The 23,934-nt window shown below is 66.0% G+C and carries 21 protein-coding genes, 1 tRNA gene, 1 pseudogene and 1 riboswitch; of the genes and pseudogenes, 8 read left to right on the top strand and 15 right to left on the bottom strand.

What is annotated here, in order from left to right; genetic code table 11:
- The first annotated feature begins 50 nt into the window (after positions 1-50).
- On the top strand, positions 51-890 hold the full coding sequence (locus tag AC3A3W_RS11070) for a siderophore-interacting protein (protein ID WP_487442755.1): 840 nt from the start codon (positions 51-53) through the stop codon (positions 888-890).
- A 68-nt stretch (positions 891-958) separates the two neighbouring features.
- Here the strand turns inward: AC3A3W_RS11070 and AC3A3W_RS11065 are convergent, their stop codons facing one another.
- The 9 genes from AC3A3W_RS11065 to AC3A3W_RS11025 form a co-directional block, all read right to left on the bottom strand.
- Complete coding sequence (locus AC3A3W_RS11065; protein ID WP_487442754.1) at positions 959-2,455, bottom strand: threonine/serine exporter family protein; 1,497 nt, start codon at positions 2,453-2,455, stop codon at positions 959-961.
- A gap of 49 nt (positions 2,456-2,504) precedes the next feature.
- Positions 2,505-3,578: a lipid II:glycine glycyltransferase FemX gene (locus tag AC3A3W_RS11060; RefSeq protein WP_205653440.1), complete on the bottom strand. Its 1,074-nt coding sequence runs from the start codon at positions 3,576-3,578 to the stop codon at positions 2,505-2,507.
- 120 nt (positions 3,579-3,698) lie between these two features.
- A complete protein-coding gene (locus AC3A3W_RS11055; protein ID WP_487442752.1) occupies positions 3,699-5,111 on the bottom strand; it encodes an L-serine ammonia-lyase in 1,413 nt (470 codons plus the stop codon).
- 157 nt (positions 5,112-5,268) lie between these two features.
- Positions 5,269-6,594, bottom strand: coding sequence for a serine hydroxymethyltransferase (gene glyA / locus AC3A3W_RS11050; RefSeq protein WP_487442750.1), 1,326 nt, complete (start codon positions 6,592-6,594; stop codon positions 5,269-5,271).
- The gene (gcvH, locus tag AC3A3W_RS11045) at positions 6,591-6,986 is read right to left on the bottom strand and encodes a glycine cleavage system protein GcvH (protein WP_309994178.1); all 396 of its coding nucleotides are present in this window, start codon (positions 6,984-6,986) and stop codon (positions 6,591-6,593) included. The genes glyA and gcvH overlap by 4 nt, the downstream gene beginning before the upstream one ends.
- A 164-nt stretch (positions 6,987-7,150) precedes the next feature.
- Positions 7,151-8,326 (bottom strand): glycine cleavage system aminomethyltransferase GcvT, encoded by a 1,176-nt coding sequence (gene gcvT, locus AC3A3W_RS11040; protein ID WP_487442748.1) that lies wholly within the window; start codon positions 8,324-8,326, stop codon positions 7,151-7,153.
- Positions 8,327-8,360: 34 nt separating this feature from the next.
- On the bottom strand, positions 8,361-11,207 hold the full coding sequence (gcvP, locus tag AC3A3W_RS11035; protein WP_487442746.1) for an aminomethyl-transferring glycine dehydrogenase: 2,847 nt from the start codon (positions 11,205-11,207) through the stop codon (positions 8,361-8,363).
- A gap of 197 nt (positions 11,208-11,404) precedes the next feature.
- A riboswitch (glycine riboswitch) is annotated at positions 11,405-11,503 on the bottom strand.
- Between the two features lie 46 nt (positions 11,504-11,549).
- Positions 11,550-11,801, bottom strand: coding sequence for a hypothetical protein (locus AC3A3W_RS11030; RefSeq protein ID WP_487442903.1), 252 nt, complete (start codon positions 11,799-11,801; stop codon positions 11,550-11,552).
- A gap of 190 nt (positions 11,802-11,991) precedes the next feature.
- Positions 11,992-12,531, bottom strand: a complete 540-nt coding sequence (locus tag AC3A3W_RS11025; protein ID WP_487442744.1) for a TetR/AcrR family transcriptional regulator — start codon at positions 12,529-12,531, stop codon at positions 11,992-11,994.
- A 67-nt stretch (positions 12,532-12,598) separates the two neighbouring features.
- Here AC3A3W_RS11025 and AC3A3W_RS11020 point away from each other — a divergent pair, with 67 nt between their 5' ends.
- A complete protein-coding gene (locus AC3A3W_RS11020; RefSeq protein WP_487442742.1) occupies positions 12,599-14,191 on the top strand; it encodes an MFS transporter in 1,593 nt (530 codons plus the stop codon).
- An 83-nt stretch (positions 14,192-14,274) separates the two neighbouring features.
- On the opposite strand, the gene AC3A3W_RS11015 is transcribed toward AC3A3W_RS11020, so the two are convergent.
- Positions 14,275-14,769: a Dps family protein gene (locus AC3A3W_RS11015; RefSeq protein WP_205651378.1), complete on the bottom strand. Its 495-nt coding sequence runs from the start codon at positions 14,767-14,769 to the stop codon at positions 14,275-14,277.
- Between the two features lie 210 nt (positions 14,770-14,979).
- Here AC3A3W_RS11015 and AC3A3W_RS11010 point away from each other — a divergent pair, with 210 nt between their 5' ends.
- From AC3A3W_RS11010 to AC3A3W_RS11000, 3 genes are read left to right on the top strand one after another with little or no spacing between them, the layout of a single operon-like run.
- Positions 14,980-16,032, top strand: a complete 1,053-nt coding sequence (locus AC3A3W_RS11010) for a nitrilase-related carbon-nitrogen hydrolase (RefSeq protein ID WP_487442741.1) — start codon at positions 14,980-14,982, stop codon at positions 16,030-16,032.
- Positions 16,029-17,087 carry an agmatine deiminase family protein gene (locus AC3A3W_RS11005; protein WP_487442739.1) on the top strand — a complete coding sequence of 353 codons (1,059 nt, stop codon included), beginning with the start codon at positions 16,029-16,031 and terminating at the stop codon, positions 17,085-17,087. Before AC3A3W_RS11010 ends, AC3A3W_RS11005 begins: the two co-directional genes overlap by 4 nt.
- On the top strand, positions 17,084-18,631 hold the full coding sequence (locus AC3A3W_RS11000) for an APC family permease (protein ID WP_487442738.1): 1,548 nt from the start codon (positions 17,084-17,086) through the stop codon (positions 18,629-18,631). Before AC3A3W_RS11005 ends, AC3A3W_RS11000 begins: the two co-directional genes overlap by 4 nt.
- A gap of 174 nt (positions 18,632-18,805) precedes the next feature.
- Here the strand turns inward: AC3A3W_RS11000 and AC3A3W_RS10995 are convergent, their stop codons facing one another.
- The 3 genes from AC3A3W_RS10995 to AC3A3W_RS10985 all read right to left on the bottom strand — a co-directional run bounded on the left by AC3A3W_RS10995 (position 18,806) and on the right by AC3A3W_RS10985 (position 20,362).
- Positions 18,806-19,354, bottom strand: a complete 549-nt coding sequence (locus tag AC3A3W_RS10995) for an AMIN-like domain-containing (lipo)protein (protein WP_487442736.1) — start codon at positions 19,352-19,354, stop codon at positions 18,806-18,808.
- 361 nt (positions 19,355-19,715) lie between these two features.
- Entirely contained in the window at positions 19,716-20,018 is a 303-nt protein-coding gene (locus tag AC3A3W_RS10990; RefSeq protein WP_205651383.1) for a DUF4193 domain-containing protein, read from the bottom strand.
- 113 nt (positions 20,019-20,131) lie between these two features.
- The gene (locus AC3A3W_RS10985) at positions 20,132-20,362 is read right to left on the bottom strand and encodes a hypothetical protein (protein WP_487442734.1); all 231 of its coding nucleotides are present in this window, start codon (positions 20,360-20,362) and stop codon (positions 20,132-20,134) included.
- Positions 20,363-20,511: 149 nt separating this feature from the next.
- Here AC3A3W_RS10985 and AC3A3W_RS10980 point away from each other — a divergent pair, with 149 nt between their 5' ends.
- Positions 20,512-20,859 carry a hypothetical protein gene (locus AC3A3W_RS10980; protein WP_487442732.1) on the top strand — a complete coding sequence of 116 codons (348 nt, stop codon included), beginning with the start codon at positions 20,512-20,514 and terminating at the stop codon, positions 20,857-20,859.
- A 94-nt stretch (positions 20,860-20,953) separates the two neighbouring features.
- On the opposite strand, the gene AC3A3W_RS10975 is transcribed toward AC3A3W_RS10980, so the two are convergent.
- Together AC3A3W_RS10975 and AC3A3W_RS10970 are read right to left on the bottom strand one after the other, a co-directional pair.
- Positions 20,954-21,027: transfer RNA gene (locus AC3A3W_RS10975), tRNA-Thr, on the bottom strand.
- A gap of 147 nt (positions 21,028-21,174) precedes the next feature.
- Complete coding sequence (locus tag AC3A3W_RS10970; RefSeq protein WP_487442731.1) at positions 21,175-22,065, bottom strand: DsbA family protein; 891 nt, start codon at positions 22,063-22,065, stop codon at positions 21,175-21,177.
- 179 nt (positions 22,066-22,244) lie between these two features.
- Here AC3A3W_RS10970 and AC3A3W_RS10965 point away from each other — a divergent pair, with 179 nt between their 5' ends.
- Both AC3A3W_RS10965 and AC3A3W_RS10960 read left to right on the top strand, forming a co-directional pair.
- On the top strand, positions 22,245-23,744 hold the full coding sequence (locus AC3A3W_RS10965) for an alpha,alpha-trehalose-phosphate synthase (UDP-forming) (protein ID WP_487442729.1): 1,500 nt from the start codon (positions 22,245-22,247) through the stop codon (positions 23,742-23,744).
- Positions 23,734-23,934: pseudogene (locus tag AC3A3W_RS10960) on the top strand (trehalose-phosphatase); the annotation flags it as partial. The gene AC3A3W_RS10965 and the pseudogene AC3A3W_RS10960, both read left to right, overlap by 11 nt.

Genomic DNA, 23,934 nt, shown 5'->3' with positions numbered 1-23,934 from the left:
GCAAGGCGGCGGAGGACGGCCCGCAGCGAACTTAGCCTAGGCTTACCTTCATGACTTCTCTTCCTGCCGCTACGTCCGCGACGCGGAAAACCCGTCCACAGATCAACCTGACCGTGCTGCGCCGTGAGCAGCTTTCGGCGCACATGGTCCGGATTGTCGCCGGCGGCGAGGGGTTCGCGGACTACGTCAACAACGACTTCGTGGACAGGTACGTCAAGATCGCCTTTCCGCAGTCCGGCGTGGCCTACCCCGAGCCCCTCGACCTGTGGGCCGTCCGCGAAACGATGCCGCGGGAGCAGTGGCCGTTCACGCGGACCTACACGATCCGCTGGGTGGACGTGGCCGCGCGCGAACTTGCCATCGACTTTGTCATCCACGGCGACGAGGGCCTGGCGGGTCCGTGGGCGGCGTCCGCCCAGCCCGGTGACAGCCTGGTCTTCACCGGCCCCGGAGGCGGCTACAACCCCGATCCTTCGGCGGACTGGATTCTGCTGGCCGGCGACGAAGCGGCCATCCCCGCCATTGCGGCCGTTATCGAGTCGCTGCCCGAGGACGCACGTGGGCTGGCCTTCCTCGAAGTGGACAGCGACGCCGATATCCAGCCGATTTCCGCTCCGGCCGGCCTCAAGGTGGCCTGGCTCCAGCGCAGGGGCGTGGCCGCGGGCGACAGCCACCTGCTGGTCAACGCTGTGCGGGAGTCAGCGTGGCCGGACGGCAGGGTGGATGTCTTTGCGCACGGCGAACGGGGCTACATGAAGGGCCTGCGCGAGGTGCTGTTCCGCGAGCGCGGCCTGGACCGCAACCAGGTATCGCTCTCGGGCTACTGGGCCAAGGGGCGGGTGGAGGACGACTTCCAGGCAGAGAAGAAGCTGCCGATCGGCAAGATCTAATCGGCAAGATCTAAAGATCTAGATCTGACCGATCCCGCCGGGCATCTCACCAAAGCCGGCCGGTCCGGCTAGCGGCGCCGCGCCCGCCGTCGTTCGTTGCTCGCCAGGCCCTTGGTGAGGGGCCGTGCCAGGGTGTCTCCAAGCACGATCCCGCCGGCCACGCCGAACACAATGGCCCCGGCGCTGAGCATCCCGCCGGCACCCAGCAGGATCTCGGATTCCTCGATGGTCAGCACATACATCGAGCGGAAAATGGTGAGCCCGGGCAGGAGGATCAGGCCGGCGGGCACGGCGACCACCAGCTGCGGGGCGCCCATTTTCAGCGCCACCACACGGGCGAGCAGGCCGATCACGACGGCCGCCACAGCCGGTGAAAAGCGCGGGCCGACGGCGAGTGATTCTGCAGCGATCAGTGCCAGGTGCCCGATGACGCCGACACCTGCCGTCGGAAGCAGCAGCTTCCAGTCCGTCTGTTCCGTGATGCCGATGGCCACGACGGCAATGGCCACCATGATCACCTGCGCCCACAGCGGATACGCGGGCGGGAAAGACTCCGTGACGTCGATGGGTTCCATGCCGATCCTGTCCCCCACCACGAACGCTACGGCGATCCCGGCAACGAGCGCCCCGAACGTCAGCAGCGTGGACAGGAACCGGCCTGCCGCCGTGACGGGGAAGCCGTTGATGGCGTCTTGCACCGAGGACACGAGCCGGCCCGTGGGCAGCAGCAGCAGGATGCCGCCCACCACCACAATCGCCGGGGCAAGCTGGATCCCCACGGGGCTGCCGAACTGCCACAGGAGCAGCGCGATGATGGTGACCACGAAAGAGCAGGCCGCCGTGATGAAGAAGTCGGGTGTCCGCCAGCGGCCCAGCTTCCGGGCCAGCAGGCTGATCAGCAGGTTGGATGCGAAGGCGACCGCAGACGCCCCCGGGCCGCCGCCGATCACGCCCACGAACAATGCCGAAAACACAGCGAACGCGACCGTGACCATCCAGCGCGGGAAAGGCTTGGGGCTGCGGACGATCTCGTCCAGGCGCCGGACGGCCTCGTCCCTGCCGACCCCGCCTGCCACGATGTCGGTGACGAGCTGGTGGACTTTTGCCAGGCCTGCGTAGTTGTTGGTCCAGGAACGCACCACGCGAAGCAGCGCTATGGGCGTTTGGTCCGGGGCCGCATAGTTGATGCCCACCGACTGGTTGGTGATGTCCACCTCGATGTTGCTCAGGCCGAGCGCCGCGGTGACAGCGATGATGCTGGTTTCCACTTCGAGGGCGCCTGCGCCGTACCGGAACATCGATTCGGCGAGCCGCAGGGCGAAGTCCATGGTCTTCCGCGCCGACGTGTCCACGCCGGCCACCTGGATCATGGGGTTGGCGTAGGGGCTCCCGGTGAGCCGGTCCACGATGCTCAGCGGCGCCGTCGGCGGGTTCTCCCCCTGCACAAGGCGGCGCAGCATGCGCTTGGCGGCGGCGTTCTGGCGCAGCTGCGAAGCGGTCAGCGGCTGTGTCTTGGGCAGGCCGTCACTGATGGGGCGCTCGGCTCCTTCGGGTTTCTTCTCCACTCCGGCCTCCCTCCATGCGTTGCCTATGGTCTGTCTGTCACTGCCAGTCCTAGTAGAACTGCTTTCCCGTCCGGCGGGTGTACACCTGTCGCGCCACCCGTTCGCCGGCGGCCATCCAGGCCTTGTACTTCAGCGGGCTGATGACCTGGTCGTAGCAGCCCACGAAGTCGGTGACGGTCTTGCTGAAACTTGTCTTGAAGAGGCCCAGCCCGTGGAACGGGTTGGACGTGTCCTTCAGTTGGTCGCTGGGCGGGGTACCGCAGAAGTCGTATTCCGTGCAGCCAAGTTCCTTGACCTGGTTGATTGCCGTCCACTGCACGAGGTGCGAATCGCCGTACTGGCTGCGCTTCTGCAGGGACCCGCCGTCCTTATAGGTGCCCTTGCGTCCGTAGTTGATGACGAAGGCTCCCACCGAGGGGACGCCGTTCTCGTACACGAACAGGAGTCGTCCCTGGCCGCGCTTGATGAAGTTGGTCCAGAACTGGCGGTAGTACTCGTACTCCCGGACCCGGACCTGTGACTTGGCCTCCACGGTGGTGGTCATGAGCCCGTACATGGCACGGAAGTTCTCCTCGCTCGGTTCCACGTTGTGCACCTCGACGCCTTCGCGGATGGCGCGGCGGACCGCGTTCCGGCCGCGGGAGTGCAGGTTGCGGAGCAACTGGTTCTCCTCGGGGGAAATATCCAGGAGGGCGGTGGAGTCGTTGGGCTGCAGGTTGTGGGTCTTGACCAGCCCCGCCCCTTCGATGACCTGCCGGGCCTGGTCGCTGAGCACGATGTCCGGCTCGATCTTGATGGCGAAGACGCCCAGCCGGGCCCGCCTGACGAAGTCCTCGTTGGCTTTGGCGATGCCGGGAATGTCTTCCACGTCGGCTACATCCGGTCCCTTGATGAGGTACCAGAGCTTGCCCAGCACCGGAAAGCTCTTTTCCAGGACGAGGTTGTAGCTGAGGTAGTCGGCGGTTTCGTAGACCAGGTGTAGGGTTTTCCAGCCAAAGTGCTGCTTGACGTCAGCGAAGGCCTCTGACTGAAGGAGGTTTCCGCCGTTCGGATTCGCGGTGACGTGGGAATCCCAGTTGGCGACCTCCTCGGAGGTGGCAAAGCGGGCAGTGAATTCTCGCAAGTGTGCCGTGTCCAATCTTCGCGTACGTGTCTGCAGCTGGTGCCCGATGAGGCAGCCTCAAGTCTATCCGTCCAGCACGTGCCCGCGCCGAATGCCCGGCGTCCGCAGTGTTGCGTCCGTTCAGCACTCCACGACGTTGACGGCGAGGCCGCCCATGGCCGTTTCCTTGTACTTCGAACTCATGTCCCGGCCGGTTTCCCGCATGGTGACGATCACCTCGTCGAGGGAAACCCGGTGCGAGCCGTCTCCCCACAGCGCCATCTTGGCGGCGTTGATGGCCTTTGCGGCAGCGATCGCGTTGCGTTCAATGCAGGGCACCTGGACGAGCCCGCCGATGGGATCGCAGGTCAGGCCGAGGTTGTGCTCCATGGCGATTTCCGCGGCGTTCTCCACCTGTGACGGTGTGCCGCCCATGACCTCGGCCAGGCCCGCGGCAGCCATGGACGACGCCGAACCCACCTCGCCCTGGCAGCCCACCTCTGCGCCGGAGATGGATGCCTGCTCCTTGTACAGGACCCCGATCGCGCCGGCCGTCAGCAGGAACTTCACCACGACGTCGTCGCGGTCCTGCTGGCTTGCCGTGTCCATGCCGGGGGCGAAGTGCAGGGCGTAGTACAGCACCGCAGGGATGATGCCCGCTGCGCCGTTGGTGGGGGCGGTCACCACCCGCCCGCCGGTGGCGTTTTCCTCGTTGACGGCCAGGGCGATGAGGTTGACCCACTCCTGCCAGTACTTGGGGTCCCTGTCCTTGTCCTCCTTCAGGAGGCGTTCGTGCCAGTCGGGCGCACGACGGCGGACCTTCAGTCCGCCGGGCAGCAGCCCCTCACGCTTGAGGCTGACCTGCACGCAGCTTTCCATCACGGAGTAGATGTGCAGCAGGCCTTCACGGATTTCCTCTTCAGAGCGGGAGGCGCGTTCGTTGACCAGCATGATCTCGCCGATGGACAGCCCCTTGGACTGGCACCGGCCGAGGAGTTCCGCGGCGGTGCGGAACGGCAGGGGCAGTTCCTTCTTGGATTCCTCGAGTTCCTGCTGTGCCGCGTCCTCTTCACCCTCGCGGACGATGAAGCCGCCGCCCACGGAGAAGAAGGTTGCCTCGTGGAGGACCTCGCCGGCGGCATCGAAGACCGTGAACGTCATGCCGTTGGTGTGCCGCGGCAGGATTGTCAGGGGACGCAGCACCATGTCCTTGACGCCGTAGGGCAGGGCAACACCGTTCCCGTCGCCGGCACCGGCGAGCTGCAGCATGCCGGTCTCCGCGATCGCGGCGAGCCGGTCCTCCACCTCATCGGGCAGGATCAGCTCGGGGTGGAAGCCTTCGAGCCCGAGCAGGATCGCGGTCATGGTGCCGTGGCCATGCCCCGTCGCGGCCAGCGAACCGTACAGGTCCACCCGCAACGACGCCACGCGCACCAGCCTGCCGGAAGACTTCAGCTCTTCGGCGAACACCGCGGCGGCCCGCATCGGTCCAACGGTGTGTGAACTGGACGGCCCTATTCCGATGGAAAAAAGGTCAAAGACTCCAACGGCCATAAATCAATCCTAACTAGACAAGTGGTCATGCGGGGCGGGAGCCGGACATCCTCTGCATGCTCGGTCGCGAAGACGCCCGCTGCGCGGACGTGACGCTCCCTTAGACGCATGCTGCCGGATGTCCGGCCCCTCCCAGGGGCCGGCAGGCCGCGGGAAGTCAGGCGAGGGGTGCGACTGCGGGATAGAGCGGGTGCGCTTCGGCCAGTGCCTCCACGCGGGTGCGCAGGCCGGAGAGGTCGGTTCCGGCGTCGGCCATGAGTGCCTCGGCGATGATGTCCGCCACCTCGGCGAAGGCGGCTTCGCCGAAGCCGCGGGTCGCCAGGGCAGGCGTACCGATGCGGAGGCCGGAGGTGACCATCGGCGGGCGCGGGTCGAACGGCACGGCGTTGCGGTTGACGGTGATGTCGATTTCCGCGAGCCGGTCCTCGGCCTGCTGCCCGTCGAGCTCGCAGTTGCGCAGGTCCACCAGCACCAGGTGCACGTCGGTGCCGCCGGAGATCACGTTGATCCCCTTCGCGGTGACGTCCGGCTGGACCAGGCGCTCGGCCAGGATCCGGGCGCCGGCCAGCACGCGCTCCTGGCGTTCCTTGAACTCGGCCGAGGCCGCGATCTTGAACGCCACGGCCTTGCCGGCGATGACGTGCTCCAGCGGACCGCCCTGCTGGCCGGGGAACACCGCCGAGTTGATCTTCTTGGCGATGTCGGCGTCGTTGGTCAGGATGATCCCGCCGCGCGGACCGGCGAGGGTCTTGTGCGTCGTGGACGTGGTGACGTGCGCGTGCGGCACCGGGGACGGGTGCAGGCCCGCAGCCACCAGCCCCGCGAAGTGCGCCATGTCCACCATCAGGTACGCGCCCACGGAATCGGCGATCCGGCGGAACTCGGCGAAGTCCAGCTGCCGGGCGTAGGCGGACCAGCCGGCAACGATCAGCGCCGGCTTGTGCTCCTGGGCCAGGCGCTCCACCTCAGCCATGTCGATCCGGTGGTCCTCTTCGCGGACCTGGTACGGGATCACGTTGTACAGCCGGCCGGAGAAGTTGATGCGCATGCCGTGGGTGAGGTGCCCGCCGTGGGCGAGGTTCAGGCCCATGATCGTGTCGCCCGGCTTGATCAGGGCGTGCATCACCGAGGCGTTCGCCTGCGCGCCGGAGTGCGGCTGCACGTTCGCGTACTCGGCGCCGAACAGTGCCTTCACACGGTCGATCGCGAGCTGCTCGATCACATCCACGTGCTCACAGCCGCCGTAGTACCGCTTGCCCGGGTAGCCCTCGGCGTATTTGTTCGTCAGCACCGAGCCCTGCGCCTGCATCACTGCCACAGCCGTGTGGTTCTCCGAGGCGATCATCTCCAGCCCGCCGCGCTGGCGGGTCAGCTCGTCATCGATCTTTTCGGCGATCTCCGGGTCGAGGGCCGACAGTTCGGCGTCCAGGCTCGGGGAAATTACCTGCTGGAATGCTGCCGTTGCGGCACCTGCCCCGCTCACAGTTCGCCACCGTTCTTGGCCGCGTACTCCTCGGCGGAGAGCAGCGGACCGTCGGAGTCCGCAGCCACCTTGAAGAGCCAGCCGGCGCCGTACGGATCGCTGTTGATCAGCGCCGGGTCCTCGACGACGGCGGGGTTGGTTTCCAGGACTTCGCCGGTTACCGGGGAGTACAGGTCAGAGACGGACTTGGTGGACTCCACCTCGCCGCAGGTCTCCCCCGCCGTCACTGCGGAGCCGACCTCGGGCAGGTCCACATAGACGATGTCGCCGAGGGCGTCGGTGGCCACGGCGGAGATTCCGATGGAAACAATATTTGATCCGGCGTTGCCGGTATCCCGGGCAACCCATTCGTGTTCGTCGGAGTACTGCAGTTCTGGGGCAACTTTTGCCATGTTTTTTCCTTACGTTTGAAATCTGTGGTTCGGGTGGAGGCGGCAGGGAACCGAATTCCTCCGCGTGATCGAGCCTGTCGAGATCCGGGTTTCGACAAGCTCGACCCCCAATGATCGAGCTTGTCGAGACCCCCCGGCGTCGACAAGCTCAACCAGCGGAGCGGCTACTTTGCGCGCTTATAGAAAGGCAGTGCCACGACTTCGAAGGGCTCGCTCTTGCCGCGCAGGTCGATGTCCAAGGCTGTGCCGGGCTCGCTGTACTCCACGTCGACGTACGCCATTGCCACGGGGTATCCCAGGCTCGGGCTGGGCTGGCCGGAGGTGACCTCGCCAACGACCTTGCCGTCCTTGAGCACCGGGTAGTGGCCGCGGCCGGCACGGCGTCCCAGTCCCTTGAGGCCCACGAGCTTGCGACCCGAGGTGGAGCCGGCGCCTGCTTCCTTCTTGGCGGCCAGGGCGGCCTTTCCGACGAAATCGCCTTCCTTGGACAGCGCGACGACGGGCCCGAGGCCGGCGGTGAACGGGTCGCCTTCCAGGGACAGCTCGTTGCCGTACAGCGGCATCCCAGCTTCGAGTCGGAGCGAATCACGGGAGGCCAGGCCGGCGGGCGTCAGCTCCCCCTCGTCGGCAATGGCGACGATCGCCTGCCAGAGGGCGGCGGCGTCGTCGTTGTCCACGAAAATCTCGAAGCCGTCCTCGCCGGTGTAGCCGGTGCGGGCCAGCAGCAGTTCCTGGCCGGCGCCTGCCACAAGGAACGGGACCTCGACGGCGGCGTAGTACTTGAGGCCGGTGACAAGCTCGTGCTGGGCGGCGGGAACCAGGCGGAGGAGGATCTCCTCGGCCTTCGGTCCCTGGACGGCGATCAGCGATGTAGCGGCGGAGACGTCGTCGACGACGACGTCGAAGCCGGTCGAACGCTGGGCAAGAGCCGCGGCCACCACTTTGGCGTTACCGGCATTCGGCACCACCAGGAACCGGTCCGCACTGTTTTTTGCGGCGTCCGCGTCTGCGGCATCCGCAGCGGCTGGCCGGCGGTACACGATGAGGTCGTCAATGATGCCGCCGTCCTCGTTGCAGATCAGCGAGTACTTGGCCTTGCCGACGGCCATCGCCGAAATCTTGCCGACGAGGGCGTAGTCGAGGAATGCTGCCGCATCGGGCCCGGTCACCCAGACTTCGCCCATGTGGGAGAGGTCGAAGATACCGGCGGCCTTGCGGACAGCGTGATGCTCGGCCAGCTCGGAGCTGTATTTGAGCGGCATCTGCCAGCCACCGAAGTCGGTGAAGGAAGCGCCGAGTTTCTTGTGCTCTTCGTAAAGGGCGGTGTAATTCTCAGTCATGTGAAAACCTTCCGGTGATCGAGTTCGTCGAGATCTAGTTTTCGAACTCGGAAAGGGGCGGGCAGGAGCAGATCAGGTTCCGGTCACCCAGGGCGCCGTCGATCCGGCCCACGGGCGGGAAGTACTTGTCCTGCTTGAGGGAGTGCACGGGGAACACGGCCTGCTCGCGCGGGTATTCGCGGTTCCAGTCCGAGCTGATGGCGGCTGCTGCGGTGTGCGGGGCGTTCCGCAGCGGGCTGTCCGTGACGCTGAACTCTCCGTTGGCCACCTGGTCGATTTCGGCCCGGATGGAGATCATGGCCTCGATGAAGCGGTCGATTTCGCCGAGGTCCTCGGATTCGGTGGGCTCCACCATCAGCGTGCCGGCCACCGGGAACGCCAGGGTAGGTGCGTGGAAACCGTAATCGATGAGGCGCTTGGCCACGTCTTCTGCGGTCACCCCGGTCTTGGCCGTGAGTTCGCGCAGGTCCAGGATGCACTCGTGCGCCACGAGGCCCGCCGCGCCCGTGTAAAGCACCGGGAAGAAATCGTTGAGCCGGGCTGCCACGTAGTTGGCCGCCAGCAGCGCCGACTTGGTGGCGTCCGTCAGGCCCTTGCCGCCCATGAGCTTCACGTAGGCCCAGGAGATCGGCAGGACGCCGGCTGATCCAAAGCGCGAGGCCGAGATCGGAACGTCGTTGCCCTCCGTCCAGGTCGCCGCGTTGCCGGGCATGAACGGTGCCAGGTGCGCCTTGGCAGCAACCGGGCCAACGCCCGGGCCGCCGCCGCCGTGCGGGATGCAGAAGGTCTTGTGCAGGTTCAGGTGGGACACGTCTCCGCCGAACTTGCCCGGCTGGGCCAGGCCGACCAGGGCGTTGAGGTTGGCGCCGTCGATGTACACCTGGCCGCCGGCTGCGTGGACCGCGTCGCAGACCTCGCGGACGTCGGCGTCATACACGCCGTGGGTGGACGGGTAGGTGATCATGATGCAGGACAGGGCGTCCTTGTGCAGCTCGATCTTGGCGTTGAGATCTGCATGGTCGATCGTGCCGTCGGCCGCGGTGGCCACCACAACAACCTTCATGCCGGCCAGCACCGCGGAGGCGGCGTTGGTGCCGTGCGCCGAGGCAGGGATCAGGCAGACGGTCCGCTGCTCGTCCCCGCGGGACAGGTGGTAGCCGCGGATGGCGAGCAGGCCTGCCAGCTCACCCTGGGAACCGGCGTTGGGCTGGATGGACACCTGGTCATAGCCCGTGATCTCGGTGAGCTGCGCTTCGAGGTCCGCGATCAGTTCGCGCCAGCCTTCGGTCTGGGAATCCGGGGCGAAGGGGTGGATCGAAGCGAACTCCGGCCAGGAGATCGCTTCCATTTCTGCCGTGGCGTTCAGCTTCATGGTGCAGGAGCCCAGCGGGATCATGGTGCGGTCCAGCGCAAGGTCGCGGTCGGAGAGCCGGCGCACGTAGCGCAGCAACTGCGTCTCGGAGCGGTGGGTGCTGAACACCGGGTGCTGCAGGTAGGAGGAAGAGCGTTCGACGGCGGTGTCCAGTGCGAAGGCATCCGTCGCCTCAACTTTGCCGGCACCAAAGGCGCCGAGGACGTCCTCGACGATCGCCGCCGTCGTCGTTTCATCGGTGGAGATGCCCACAGTGTCCGCATCGATGCTGCGGAGGTTGATCCCCCGGGCCTCGGCTGCGGCGATGACGTCTGCCGCCTTGCCCGGAACGGACACGGTGACGGTGTCAAAGAAGCTGGTGTGCAGGACCTCGAGGCCGGCGGCCTTGAGGGAGGCGGCGAGGGTCCGGGCGTGGCCGTGGGCGGTTTCGGCGATCGCCTTGAGGCCGTCCGGGCCGTGGTAGACCGCGTACATGGAGGCGACAATGGCAAGCAGTGCCTGGGCGGTGCAGATGTTGGACGTCGCCTTTTCGCGGCGGATGTGCTGTTCACGGGTCTGCAGCGCGAGGCGGTAGGCGGGCGCGCCCGCAGAATCCTTGGACACTCCCACGAGGCGTCCCGGCATGGAACGCTCGAGGCCCTTCTGGACGGCCATGTAGGCAGCGTGGGGTCCGCCGTAGAACAGCGGGACGCCCAGGCGCTGCGCGGAGCCGACGGCGATGTCCGCACCCTGCTCGCCCGGCGGGGTGATGAGGGTCAGTGCCAGGAGGTCGGCAGCCACCGTTACCAGGGCGCCGCGGTCCTTGGCTGCCGCTATGACCTCGGAGTGGTCAAAGACGCGGCCGGAGGCGCCGGGCTGCTGCAGGACGACGCCGTTGATCACGCCGTCGGGCAGTCCGTGGGACAGGTCCGCAACCTCAACCTCGAAGCCGAGCGCTTCAGCGCGGCCCCGGACGATGGCGATGGTCTGCGGGAGGCAGTCGGCGTCCAGGACGGTCTTGCCGTCGCGGGCTTCCTTGTTCTTGTTGGCCCGGCGCATCATCAGGACGGCCTCGGCCACAGCCGTGGCTTCGTCCAGCAGCGATGCGTTGGCGATGGGCAGGCCCACGAGGTCCTGCACCATGGTCTGGAAGTTCAGCAGGGCTTCGAGGCGGCCCTGGGAAATCTCGGGCTGGTACGGGGTGTAGGCCGTGTACCAGGCGGGGGATTCCAGGATGTTGCGGCGGATCACCGGCGGGGTCACGGTGTCGTAGTAGCCCTGGCCGATCATCTGGACGGCTGTCTTGTTCTTGGCGGCCAGCCTGCGCAGCGCCGTGAGCGTTTCGACTTCGCTCAGCGCAGCGGAGAGTTCCAATGGGGAATCCTGGCGGATGTCCTTGGGCACGGCGGTGTCAACCAGGGCATCAACGGTGTCATAGCCGACGGCCTTGAGCATGGCGTCAACGTCGGCTTCACGGCGGGCGCCAATATGCCGGTCGACGAAGGACGTGGAGGCTGAATGTACGGTCAAAGGAACTCCATAACTATGGCGGCGCTGGGTACGCCACATTGATTCGGGTTCCTCCCCGCTCTGTATTGGACCTGAGAGTTTCCGCGTCGCCGTGCGTTGCGCACGGTCCTGCTTGCACCGTCGGTGAGCACGGCATGTCCTGATGTTCGGGTGATCCCGAGACTCCAGGCGGACAGCCTGCTACTTTCCAGAGTTGCCTTGCCGCGGCGGTACATGGGCCTGAGAGATTCCTGGGGAGGTTTTGCTCCTACGGCGCCTGCTTGTACCTACATGCAGAACTCTCCCGCCGCAGATCAAAGGCATATTCAGTTAGCGGTGACAACAGTCACAGGGGTTATTCTCCTATGTCCGGAACCAGTCTGCAAACTGTCTCGCGGACCGGGAACATGCCCACGGAAAAACGCCGTGATCGCCTGGTAGGTGTCCCGGCAGGTCGCGGTAGCTGTTCCGGTACAGGAACCTGCCGTCCATATCCCGGATGACGTGGTCGACACAGTCGCGGACAGCGGCAACCCTTCCAGCATTGAGGGCGTCAAACCGATTCGTGCTCTCGGCGAGGGACTGGGAGCGTCCTTCCCGCCGGGCCTTCCACATCCGGTCCTCATAGAATGTCTCGACATTCCTTCCGGTCACCACAGCTCCCCCGCTTCCCCACCCGAATGCGGGCCGCGACGCTGCTGCACGGCCCCGTCACCCAGTCTCGCCCCGGCCCCTCAAGACCTGGACAGCGCCGCGTCAAGATCTGCTCAAGAAACTCTTCCGCTCTCCTAACGTCAACAAGGCATCAGCCGCGGAGCCGCTCCAGCGCGGACAGCAGGCTCCCGACGTCGGCCGCCGTCTCGGCAGCCGTTGCGGCCGGTCCGATCGACAGCATGGCGTTAAAGTACAGCCCGTCGCCCATGTAGAGGACTGCCTTCGCCAGTCCCGGCCCCACATCCTTGGCGATCTCGTCGAGCCAGCGCTGCTGGATATGGGCGAACCGGCGCCGCGTCTCCTCATGGGCCACCTCCGCCAGGCGCGTTGCTGCCACGATGACGCGGTCCAGCGGAGTGTCCGCCCACACCGAGGACTTGATGAAGTAGGCCGCCGCCCCTTCAGGTGCGGTGGCCATCGCCCGGGCATCCGCCTCTGCATATTCGTCCAGGCGGTCCAGCAGGACGCCGATCAGGGCCTCCTTGTTCGGGAAATGGTAGAGCAGCCCGCCCTTGGAGACGCCTGCGCGCCCGGCGACGGCGTCGAGGGTGGCCGCGCGCTCCCCGACTTCGATGAGGAGGGATTCGAAGGCGTCGAGGACAGCACCGCGCGCTACTGGTTTTCTGGGCATGGCTTCCATCATGCCGGTTTTGGCAGGGTGGTTATAACTGTACCGTCCAGACGGTATAGTTATAACCATGACCATGTCCGCATCCTCCCAGGCACTCAAACCAACCACCAGCAAAGCAGCCCCCGGCAAAGCAGTACGGCAGCCGGCTCCCGTCAACGGCGGAGTGCGCGACTGGCTTGCCCTGGGCCTGCTGATGTTCCCGGTGCTGCTCGTGGCCGTGGACAACACGGCCCTGACGTTCGCGCTCCCGGCGATCGCCCGCAGCCTGGACCCCTCCGGCGTGCAGCTGCTGTGGATCGTGGATGCCTACGCCCTCGTCCTGGCGGGGCTGCTGGTGGCCATGGGAAGCCTGGGCGACAGGATCGGCCGCCGCCGGCTGCTGCTGATCGGCACTGCGGGCTTTGCCGCGGTTTCGGCCGTCACAGCATTTGCCCCCAATGCTGAATGGCTGATTGCAGGGCGCGCCGGACTGGGCCTGTTCGGTGCCATGCTGATGCCGTCCACGCTGTCCCTGATCCGCAACATCTTTCAGGAACCCAACCGGCGGCGCCTGGCCGTCGCGATCTGGGCAGCAGGTTTCTCCGGCGGCGCTGCCCTGGGACCGATCTTCGGCGGCTGGCTCGTGGAGCACTTCTGGTGGGGCGCGGTGCTTCTGGTGGCGGTGCCGATCATGGTGCCGCTGCTGGTCTTCGGCCGGTTCTTCATTCCGGAGTCCAGGGATCCAAACCCGGGCCGGGTGGATGTGCCCAGCATCCTGCTTTCCATGCTGACCATGGTGCCCGTGGTTTATGGGATCAAGGAACTGGCCACGGACGGCCCCGGGGTGTTGCCCCTTTCGGTGATCGCCTTCGGCACGCTCATGGGCTGCGCCTTTGTCCGCCGCCAGCAGCGGCTGGCGTCTCCCCTGCTGGACCTGTCCCTGTTTCGGAACCGGGTGTTCAGCACGGCGATCACCGCCAACGTTCTGGCCCTGTTCTCCTTCAACGGCTTCATTCTGTTCCTGGCCCAGCACCTGCAGCTGCTGGAGGGAATGTCCCCGTCGGCATCGGGGACGGCCATGCTCCCGGCGCTGGCGGCCACCGTGGTGGCGGGCCTCCTCGTGGTGCCGCTGGTGAGGAGGGTCCGGCCGGGGTTCGTGGTGGCCGGCGGCCTGTCGCTGAGCGCGGCGGGCTACTGCGTGGTGGCCCTTGGCGACCACTCGGCCGGGCCATCCCTGCTCCTGGGTGCACTGCTCCTGCTGGCCCTGGGCGTGGGGGCGGCAGAGACCATCTCCAACGACCTGATCCTGGGCGCCGTGCCGCCGGCCAAGTCCGGAGCGGCTGCGGCCATCTCCGAAACGGGATACGAGGTGGGCTCCCTGCTGGGAACGGCCGTGCTGGGATCGATCCTCACGGCGTCGTACCAGGCGAAGTTCGTGCTGCCCGATGCCGTTGCCCAGGTGCCCCAGGGCGCTTCAGCGGACCGGGCCAGGGAAACTCTTGCGGGGGCGATGGAACTGGCCGAAACGCTGCCCGCCCCGCTGTCCGAGGCCCTCGCAGCGGCGGCCCGCCTGGCTTTCGACTCAGGCGTCCACATCACGGCCTCCATCGCGCTGGTACTCATGGCCGGAGCTGCAGTCATGTCCGCCGTCGTGCTGCGCGCAGTGCCGAAGGCCAAGTAGACGACGGCGGCCCGTCACCGCGGCTGCGGTGACGGGCCGCGGCGGCAGCGCTTGCCCGCTGCCCGCCGTCGTCGACTGTCTCGTTACTTGCCGGCAGTCTGCTTGCTGTCGGGCTGCGTGACGCTCGCCGAAGCCTTCATGTTCTCGGCGCCAACCATCCAGGCGTACTGCTCGAGCTTCTCGATGAAGGCGTGGAGCAGGTCTGCGGTGGTGGGGTCCTCCTCGTCCACCTCGTCATGGACCTTGCGCATGGTGCCGACCGCGGCTTCAAGCGCGGCCACGATCCGGTCGATCGCATCCTTGGTGTTGATGAGTCCCTGGGGGAACTGGGCAAGGCTGGTGGACTTCGCCACGGTCTCGCTGCGTCCGTCGGGGAGGGCGTGGAGTGCCCGCATGCGCTCCGCCATGTCATCCGCGAAGGCGCGGGCGGCGTCGACGATCTCGTCCAGCTGCAGGTGGAGGTCCCTGAAGTTGGTTCCCACAATGTTCCAGTGAGCCTGCTTGCCCTGCATGTGCAGCTCGATCAGGTCGGCGAGCACGGCCTGCATGTTGTTGGTCAGTGTCGGTGAAGCTTTCATGAATCCTCCTCGAGTGGTCCAGTAGCTCCGACGCTACCGCAGCCTTGGCCGGGGGCGGCAGGACGAATGCCAAAATTTCACGATCAGCTTACTTATTATTTCGGCGATAAATGAACGCCCTTCAAATAGCCCTTGCCAGCACGGCCCCTGCCGTGCATACTAAATGAACGTCATTCATTTAGTGACGGTCGTCTCACTGGAGTAGTCATCATGATTGAAATCACCTGCCTCGCTTCGCCCGCCTCCCCTGCCCGGACAGCGCCGTCCGCGCGCCCCGCGCTGCGGATCGGCGTCGTCCAGCACCGTTGGCACAGCAGCATTGCGGCCCTTCGCGCCGAACTGAACGACGGCATCGCACGGGCGGCCCGGCTCGGCGCCGCCGTGGTCTTCCTTCCCGAACTCACGCTGTCCCGCTACCCAGCGGACCAGGTTCCCGAGAATGACCTCTCCCTGCCAGGGCGGGCCCGCCCCCGCCCCTCGGACGCGGCGGAGGACCTTCTCACCGGCCCCACGTTCCGCTTCGCCGCTGACGCAGCGCGCCGCCACGGCATCTGCGTGCATGCCTCGCTCTATCAGCGGGCCGAGCACCCGGACGGCGCGGACGACGGCCTGGGCCTGAACACCTCCATCCTCGTCTCCCCTGCGGGCGAGCTGCTGGCGCACACCCACAAGCTGCACATTCCCGTCACGGCCGGCTACTACGAGGACCGGTTCTTCCGGCAAGGCCCGGCAGCGGAGGACGCCTACGAAGTCCACGCCCCTGCGGAACTCGGCGGCGCACGGCTCGGCATGCCCACCTGCTGGGACGAATGGTTTCCCGAGCTGGCGCGGATGTATTCGCTCGGCGGCGCCGAGCTGCTGGTGTACCCGACGGCGATCGGTTCAGAACCGCTGTTCCCGGACTTCGACACGCAGCCCCTCTGGCAGCAGGTCATCGTGGGCAACGGCATCGCGAACGGGCTGTTCATGGCGGTGCCGAACCGCTGGGGCCGGGAAGGGAGCCTCAATTTCTACGGGTCCTCGTTCATTTCAGATCCCTACGGCCGCATCCTCGTCCAGGCGCCGCGGGACGAGTCGGCCGTGCTCGTAGCCGATCTCGACCTGGACCAGCGGCGCGACTGGCTCACCCTGTTCCCGTTCCTGACCACCCGTCGCCCGGACACCTACGCACGGCTCACCGAACCGGTGCGCCACGACGAACCGTTCGGGAACGGCGCACGCTCAATCACCGGCCGCGACGTGCCTGCCGAGGTCACCGCATGAGCACGTGGCGCATGCCTGCCGAAACGGCGCCCCAGGAGCGCCTCTGGATGGCCTTCCCCACCGGAGGCTACACCTTAGGCGAGACAGCCGAAGATGCGCACGCCGCCCGTTCGGTCTGGGCCGCCGTCGCGAACGCCGCCGTCGAATTCGAGCCGGTCACGGTGGTGGTTGCCCCCAACGACGTCGATACGGCCGCGCGCTACCTGGACCCCGCCGTCGAGGTGCTTCCGGCGGAATTGAATGACGCCTGGATGCGGGACATCGGCCCCACCTTCGTCCTCGACGGCGGCGGCCGGCTGGGTGCCGTGGACTGGGTCTTCAACGGCTGGGGTGCCCAGGACTGGGCGAGCTGGGACAAGGATTCGCTCATCGCGGCGGAGGTCGCCGGGCGGACGGGCGCCGACCATCTGGTGTCCGGCCTGGTCAACGAGGGCGGCGGCATCCAGGTGGACGGCGAGGGGACGGTTCTGGTCACCGAAACCGTGCAGCTCGACCCGGGCCGCAATCCCGGGCTCACCAAGGCAGATATCGAGGCTGAGCTGGCCAAAACCATCGGCGCCAGCCACGTGATCTGGCTTCCCCGCGGCCTGACCCGCGATTCCGAGCGCTTTGGTACCCGCGGACACGTGGACATCGTGGCCGCCATCCCGTCGCCGGGTGTTCTCCTGGTCCATTCGCAACAGGATCCCAGGCACCCGGATTACGAGGTCAGCCGTGAGGTCATCAGCTTCCTGTCCATCACCCGGGATGCTGCCGGACGGGAGTGGAACATCATCGAAGTTCCCGCCCCCGAAACCCTGACGGATGCGGAGGGCTTCGTCGACTACAGCTACATCAACCATGTGGTGGTCAACGGCGGCGTCATCGCCTGCACGTTCTCCGACGCCAACGATGAGAAGGCCCTCCGCATCCTCGCCGACGCCTATCCCGGGCGCCGGGTGGTGGGTATCGACGCCCGCGAGCTCTTCGCCCGCGGCGGAGGAATCCACTGCATCACCCAGCAGCAGCCCGCCGGCTCCCGGAACGGACTGTCGGCCAGAAAGGGTCAGCCATGAGTCAGACCATCCGCACGACGGCACCGGCCGCACCCGGCGCCGGCACCTCCCACGGCATCACCGCGAAGGGACTCCAGGGCGGGCAGCTGGGCCTCCTCGCCGTCGTCGTCCTTGGCATTTCCACCATTGCGCCGGCGTACACGCTGACCAGCGCACTCGGTCCCACGGTCAACGAGGCCGGGTTGCAGCTTCCTGTCATCTTCCTCATCGGCTTCATCCCGATGATCCTGGTGTCCCTGGCCTACCGGGAGCTGAACGCCGATTCGCCTGACAGCGGCACCACGTTCACCTGGGTGACCAAGGCCTTCGGTCCCTGGGTCGGCTGGATGGGCGGCTGGGGCCTGCTGGCCGCAAACATCATCGTGCTGTCCAACCTGGCCGCGGTGGCCGTGGACTTCTTCTACCTGTTCATCGCACAGCTCACGGGCGCACCGGAACTGGCCGATCTGGCCGCCAATAAGCCCCTCAATGTGGCAACCTGCTTCGTTTTCGTGGCGCTGGCGGTCTGGGTGAGCTACCGCGGGCTGCACACCACCAAGGTCGTGCAGTACGGGCTCGTGGGCTTCCAGTTGCTGGTGCTGGGTCTCTTCGTGGCGCTGGCCTTCGCCAACTGGTCCTCGTCCGAAACCTCCATCCCTTTCAGCTGGGAATGGTTCGACGTCACCAAGATCGAGACGTTCGGCCAGGTCGCGGCCGGCATTTCGCTGTCCATCTTCGTGTACTGGGGCTGGGACGTCTGCCTCACCGTGAACGAGGAGACCTCCAACGGCAAGAAGACCGCAGGGCTGGCAGGCACGCTGACCGCCGTCGTCGTCCTTGGCATTTACCTGCTGGTGACCATCGCCACCATGATGTTCGCCGGCGTCGGTGACACAGGCATCGGCCTGAACAACGAGGAAAACCACGCAAACATCTTCACCGCGCTGGCCTCCCCCATCATGGGACCCGTGGCCATCCTCATGTCGCTGGCAGTCCTGTCCAGCTCGGCGGCCTCCCTGCAGTCCACGTTCACCTCGCCGTCGCGAAGCCTTCTGGCGATGGCCCACTACGGCGCACTGCCCAAGCCGTTTAGCCGCCTGAGCAAGAAGTTCGCCACGCCGGGCTTCGCCACCATCGCATCCGGTGTCCTCTCGGCCGGGTTCTACGCCGTGATGCATGTGGTCAGCGAAAACGTCCTCAATGACACCATCCTCGCGCTGGGCCTGATGATCTGCTTCTACTACGGACTGACAGCCTTCGCGTGCGTCTGGTACTTCCGCAACAGCGCCTTCAGCAGTGTCCGGAATTTCACGCTGCGGCTGCTTTGCCCGCTGCTGGGTGGCGTGGGGCTCCTTGTGGTGTTCCTGCAGACGGCCTCGGACAGCTGGGCCCCGGAGTTCGGCAGCGGCTCGGAACTCTTTGGCGTGGGCCTGGTGTTCGTGCTCGGCGTCGGCATCCTCGCCATGGGAGTCGTCTTCATGCTGGTCATGTCGCGGCTCCGGCCCGGGTTCTTCCGCGGCGAAACCATCCGCCGGGACACTCCGGCACTGGTTGTTCCCGAGTAGCAGCCAACCTGACGCCAGCCACAAGGCGATGCCCCGCCTCCCGCTAAACGGGGGGCGGGGCATCGTGCGCATCAACGGGCAATGCGCTGTGCCTGCGTGTTTGGTCTGCGTTTTTGGCCTGTGGCTGCTGTGCCTGCACGGGTATGGCTTCACCGGCCCGGAGGACGCCGCCGGTTACCAGTAATGGGCGACGTCAATGACGAGCCGTGAACCCGAGCCGGGACCGGCAAGGGTGAATACCTTGAACGGCAGCCGTGCGCGGACACCAAGGCCGAGGGTGGTGTAACCCTCAAAGCTGCCTGCCCAGGCCAGCTGCCTGAACGTCTGGTACTTGGAAACGTTGGTCACCTCTGACCTGTTGGCCGGAGTAAAAGTGGCCTTTCCCGTGTCGCTGTCATAGCTTGGCGAGTGGGCCGTGACCTGCAGGAACGCGCCTCCCCTCAGCTTGATGGGAAGTCCGGAACCGTCTTGGACGACCTTGGAGACATAGCGGACGTTGTAGCCGCCTGCTTTTCCTTTAAGATCGATCACCAGGCGGTCGAAGCAGTAGTGCTGCCCCGTGCGTACGTTGGTTACTGATGCCGCGCTCATGGCCTGGTTGGACTTTGCCAGCGACCCCCAGACGAGCCCGCAATATGAGGCTGCGGAGGCGGACCCCGGAGCCAGCAGGCCCAGCCCGACAGCCACCACGATAGCTGTCAGCCAGGCGCTTATTTTTTTCATTTGGCCACCCCTTTCGAGTGCGTGATTGGATAGCTCCAGCGTAGGAGCACCAATTGCCCGAAACGAGGGATGTGTCCGGTTCGGAGCGCAACCGTTAAAAGCCTCGGAAACCGGTTACGGGACTGTAATTCGGGGGCACTTTCCGGGGGCGCCGCAAGACGTTCGTTGCCCTTTCGCCACATGGCCGTTATCGCTGATAACGGCGGTGTCCGGCATCCGCCAACAACGCGCGCCGGGCACAAAGAATGCACCGTGCTCCGGGCACAGGAAGGGCACAAAAAAAGCGAGGCGCCGGCTACCCTGTGGGGCCGCCGGCGTCTCGCATTGCCTTGCTAAGGAAGGGCGCGCGCCTGGGACTGTGTCAGCCTTCGCAGTCGCGGCAGTACTTCATGCCGTTCTTTTCGCGTGCAACCTGGGACCGGTGGCGGACCAGGAAGCAGGAGGAGCAGGTGAATTCGTCGGACTGCTCGGGAACAACAATGACCGTGAGTTCTTCGCCGGAGAGATCTGCGCCCGGAAGGTCGATGCCTTCGGCGGTGTCGTTCTCGTCGACGTCGATAACAGCGGTCTGCGCGCCGCCGCCGCGGGACGCCTGAAGAGCCTCGAGCGATTCCGAGGGAGTCTCTTCTTCTGTCTTGCGTGGAGCGTCGTAATCGGTAGCCATAGCGTTGTTCACTTTCGTTGCTGCGCAGCGCCATTTCAGGCACCTCAGTGAAGCAGTTTAGGTCATAAAGCAGAAAAGTGAATACTAGTGTGTCTAACGCGACAATTCCGGCTCTATTGCGGCTGATCGGGCCTGCCGCGGACGGCAGTTTCGTGGGCTCCGCGGGCATGTTCGGAAGCCACGGCCACCCCACTCAAGGCGGGCAGCCAGGCCCAGCGGGTGACCTGCTGCAGGGCGTCCGAGGCTTCTTCCGCCGTGTCCGGAAAATGACCGGAGAACAAGGCGTCAGCCAGGGTGTGGCGGATCCTGCCCAGCAGGTCTCGGGCCGTGTACGTCGTGGTCATGCTGCAAAGGTAGGCGCCCCGTGTTGTGGGCACGTTTCGCTGGCGTCTCCGCCGAGTTAAGCCGGTGAGGTCTGGGGCTGGCGGCGGGGCGACGTCCCGGCTTAGCCTGAAACGTGAGATCCGCCCCAGCATCCGCCAGGAGGCACACCATGGCCACCAAGCTCAACCGCAAGGCACTGGATCATGCACGCGCACTCGTGAAGAAGGGAAAGGTCGAGCGGGACATCCGCGATGACTGGAGTGAGCACGCACCGTCCACGGACGACGAGAACACGTTCATTGATAAACACGGCTTTGAGGAGTTCTCGAAATGGCACCTCGGCATTGACCGCGAGGAGTCGGAAGGCACCAAAGGCAGCGTGAGTTTCCCCTTCGGCGACTTCAAGAAAGTCCACCGCTGCGCCGTCATCTCGCTGGAGAGCCGGGCGGCGCAGTACGATCATGACGACATCCGCAAGGCGGCCAAGGACCTGCTGGACGAGATCGACGCCGACTAAAGACGTTGACAGCGAACTGACCGGGTGGCTTCGCGAGGCCTACGCGGTGGGTGCCAGGAACATCTGCAGAGCCGCCGGCCATAACCGGCATCGGAGCCCCCTGTCGGATTCGAACCGACGACCCCCGCTTTACAAGAGCGGTGCTCTGGCCAACTGAGCTAAGGAGGCGCGCCCTCAGGGCGTGCGCCATACGGCGCTAAACAAGGTTAGCCCACGGACTGCCCGCAGGTAAAAACGGCGGCGGCCCGCCTCCCGGTTGAAGATTCCTCCTCAATCCCGGATGGCGGGCCGTCACCGTTCAGCGTGGCTGCCGGGCTACGCCTTGGCCTTGATGGCCGCCTCGACGAAGGCCGGGAATTCGGTCTGGGCGCTGTCGCCCTTGCCCCACTGCTTTCCGTCCACCAGGACAGTCGGCGTGCCGGCGATGCCGATGGAAGCGGCTTCCTGCGTGGTGAACTTCACCCAGGGGCGGTAGGTCTTCTGTTCGATGCACGAGTCGATGCTCTTGGCGCCGATGTCCGTGGCCAGCTTCTTCAGCTCGTCGTCCGAGAGCCCGGCGCCGCCTTCGGCCGGCTGGTTGGCGAACAATGTATCCACAAACTCCGCGTACTTCTCCGGGGATTCATTCACTACACAGGCAGCAGCGTTGGCTGCGCGGGAGGAGTAATTCGTGGTGGAGCGGCTGTCCAGGAAGCCAAGGGCCCGGTACTCCACGGTGATCTTGCCTTCGTTGCGGAGGGACGTCAGCGTGTCGTTGAACTGCGCCTCGAAGTTCTTGCAGGCGGGGCAGATGAAGTCGATGTAGAGGACCACCTTGACGGGCTTGCCGGCCTCAGCTTCCGCGCCGGGCGCGGTAACGCTGGCGGGCGGCGACGCGGGGGCCTCCGGAAGGTCTGCGACGTTGACCGTCGCCGGCTCGGACTTGGCGACCTCGGTGCCCTTCAGCAGGGTGACGCCGCCGTGCACGTTTCCATTGGACGGCGTGGGACCCTGGTCGGCCACCGGCGCGTTGTTCTGCAGGCTCGTGCTGACCACAAGGGCCACAACGGCAAGGATGGCAACCACCGCGGCGACGATGCCCCATCCGATCAGCAACTTGTTCCGCTTGTCCTTCTTCAGCTTCGCTTCACGGATCTGGCGGGCTTTCTCGCGGGCCTCCGCCGTGCGCTCAGCTTTGGACATGCGGGGTTCGTTTGCGGGGCTCATTAGTTCCTCGTGTCGATCGGACAGGTGCGGACCACCCAGGGGCAACTCTCCCATTTTAGGGGGATGCCCCGGAGCTTGCGCTTTCAAGTATTCCTTCTGCGTGCCCAACGGATGAATAGCACGTATGATTCCCGCCGGTTAGGGTTGACAGAGATCCACAAGCAACCCCAGGGAGCGCAATGCAAGGACCTGAACGCGACAAACCGGAGACAAAAACGGCGAGCGGGGCTGCGTCCGAAGACAGCTCAGCCGCCACCTACGACTTCATGGTGGTGTCCAACCGCCTGCCGGTGGACCGCTGTGCTCCCGGCGAACACGGCGACGACGGCTCCGGCTGGCGCCGCTCGCCCGGCGGCCTGGTGACCGCCCTCGCCCCCATGATGACCAAGACCGACGGCGCCTGGGTCGGCTGGCACGGCGCCCCCGACGAGACGGTCACGCCGTTCAGCCACGGCGGCATGGACCTGGTCCCGGTGCAGCTGAGCACGGACGACGTTGAGCTGTATTACGAAGGCTTCTCCAACGCCACCCTCTGGCCGCTCTACCACGATGTCATTGCGCCGCCGGAGTTCCACCGGACCTGGTGGGATTCCTACCGCAAGGTCAACAGGAGGTTCGCCGACGCCGTCGTCCGCCATGCCGACCACGGCGCGACGGTGTGGGTGCAGGATTACCAGCTCCAGCTCGTGCCGCGGATGCTGCGCGAGGCCCGGCCGGACCTGCGGATCGGGTTCTTCAATCACATCCCCTTCCCTCCGCCGGAGATCTTCGCCCAGCTTCCCTGGCGCCAGGCGATCATCGACGGACTGCTCGGCGCGGACCTCGTGGGTTTCCAGCGCAGCAGCGACGCCGGGAACTTCATGCGTTCGGCCCGCCGGTTCCTCGGCGCCAGCGTCAAGCAGCAGCAGGTCCACGTCAAGGGCCAGAACGGCGACATCACACACATCGCCCGTGCACAGGCCTTCCCCATCTCCATCGATGTCCGCCAGGTCACGGAACTGGCCAACAAGCCCGAGATCATCGAACGGGCGCGCCAGATCCGCCAGGACCTCGGCAACCCCAAGACCATCCTGCTCGGCGTTGACCGGCTCGACTACACCAAGGGCATCAGGCATCGGCTCAAGGCCTACGAGGAGCTCCTCAACGAGCAAAAGCTCACGGTGGGTGACGCCACCCTGATTCAGGTTGCCAGCCCGAGCCGGGAGCGTGTGGAACAGTACCGCCTCCTCCGTGAAGAGGTGGAGGGGACTGTGGGCCACATCAACGGGACTTACGACACCATCGAGAACACGGCCGTGCGGTACCTGCACCACAGCTACCCCATCGAAGAGATGGTGGCCCTGTACCTGGCCGCCGACGTCATGCTGGTCACGGCGCTCCGCGACGGCATGAACCTCGTGGCCAAGGAATACGTCACGGCCAGGACCGGCAACGACGGCGCCCTCGTCCTGAGCGAATTCGCCGGGGCGGCCGACCAGCTCAAGCAGGCCCTGCTGATGAACCCGCACGACATTGACGGCCTCAAGGACGCCGTCATGAGGGCCGTCAACATGTCCCCGAAGGAGGCGGCCCGCCGCATGCGGTCCATGCGCAAGCAGATCCTCGACCACGACGTCGACCACTGGTCCGCTGATTTCCTGCACGCCCTCAACGAGAAGGTGGTCCGCGATGACTCCTGAGGCAGACCCCACCCGCTCCCATGACAACCCGCCGCTGACGCTTCCGCCGGAACTCCTGGAGGCCGTGCGGCGCGTCGCCGGCACCGAACACCTGCTGGTCGCCATGGACTTCGACGGCACCATCTCTCCCCTCGTGGACCATGCGGGCGACGCCCGCCCGCTGCCGCGCTCCGCCGCCGCCTTCGCCGAG

It is taken from the genome of Arthrobacter sp. Soil_N43 (genome assembly GCF_057655195.1).
Note: the sequence above shows the minus strand (reverse complement) of the source record. Positions and strands in the feature narration are given on the sequence as shown.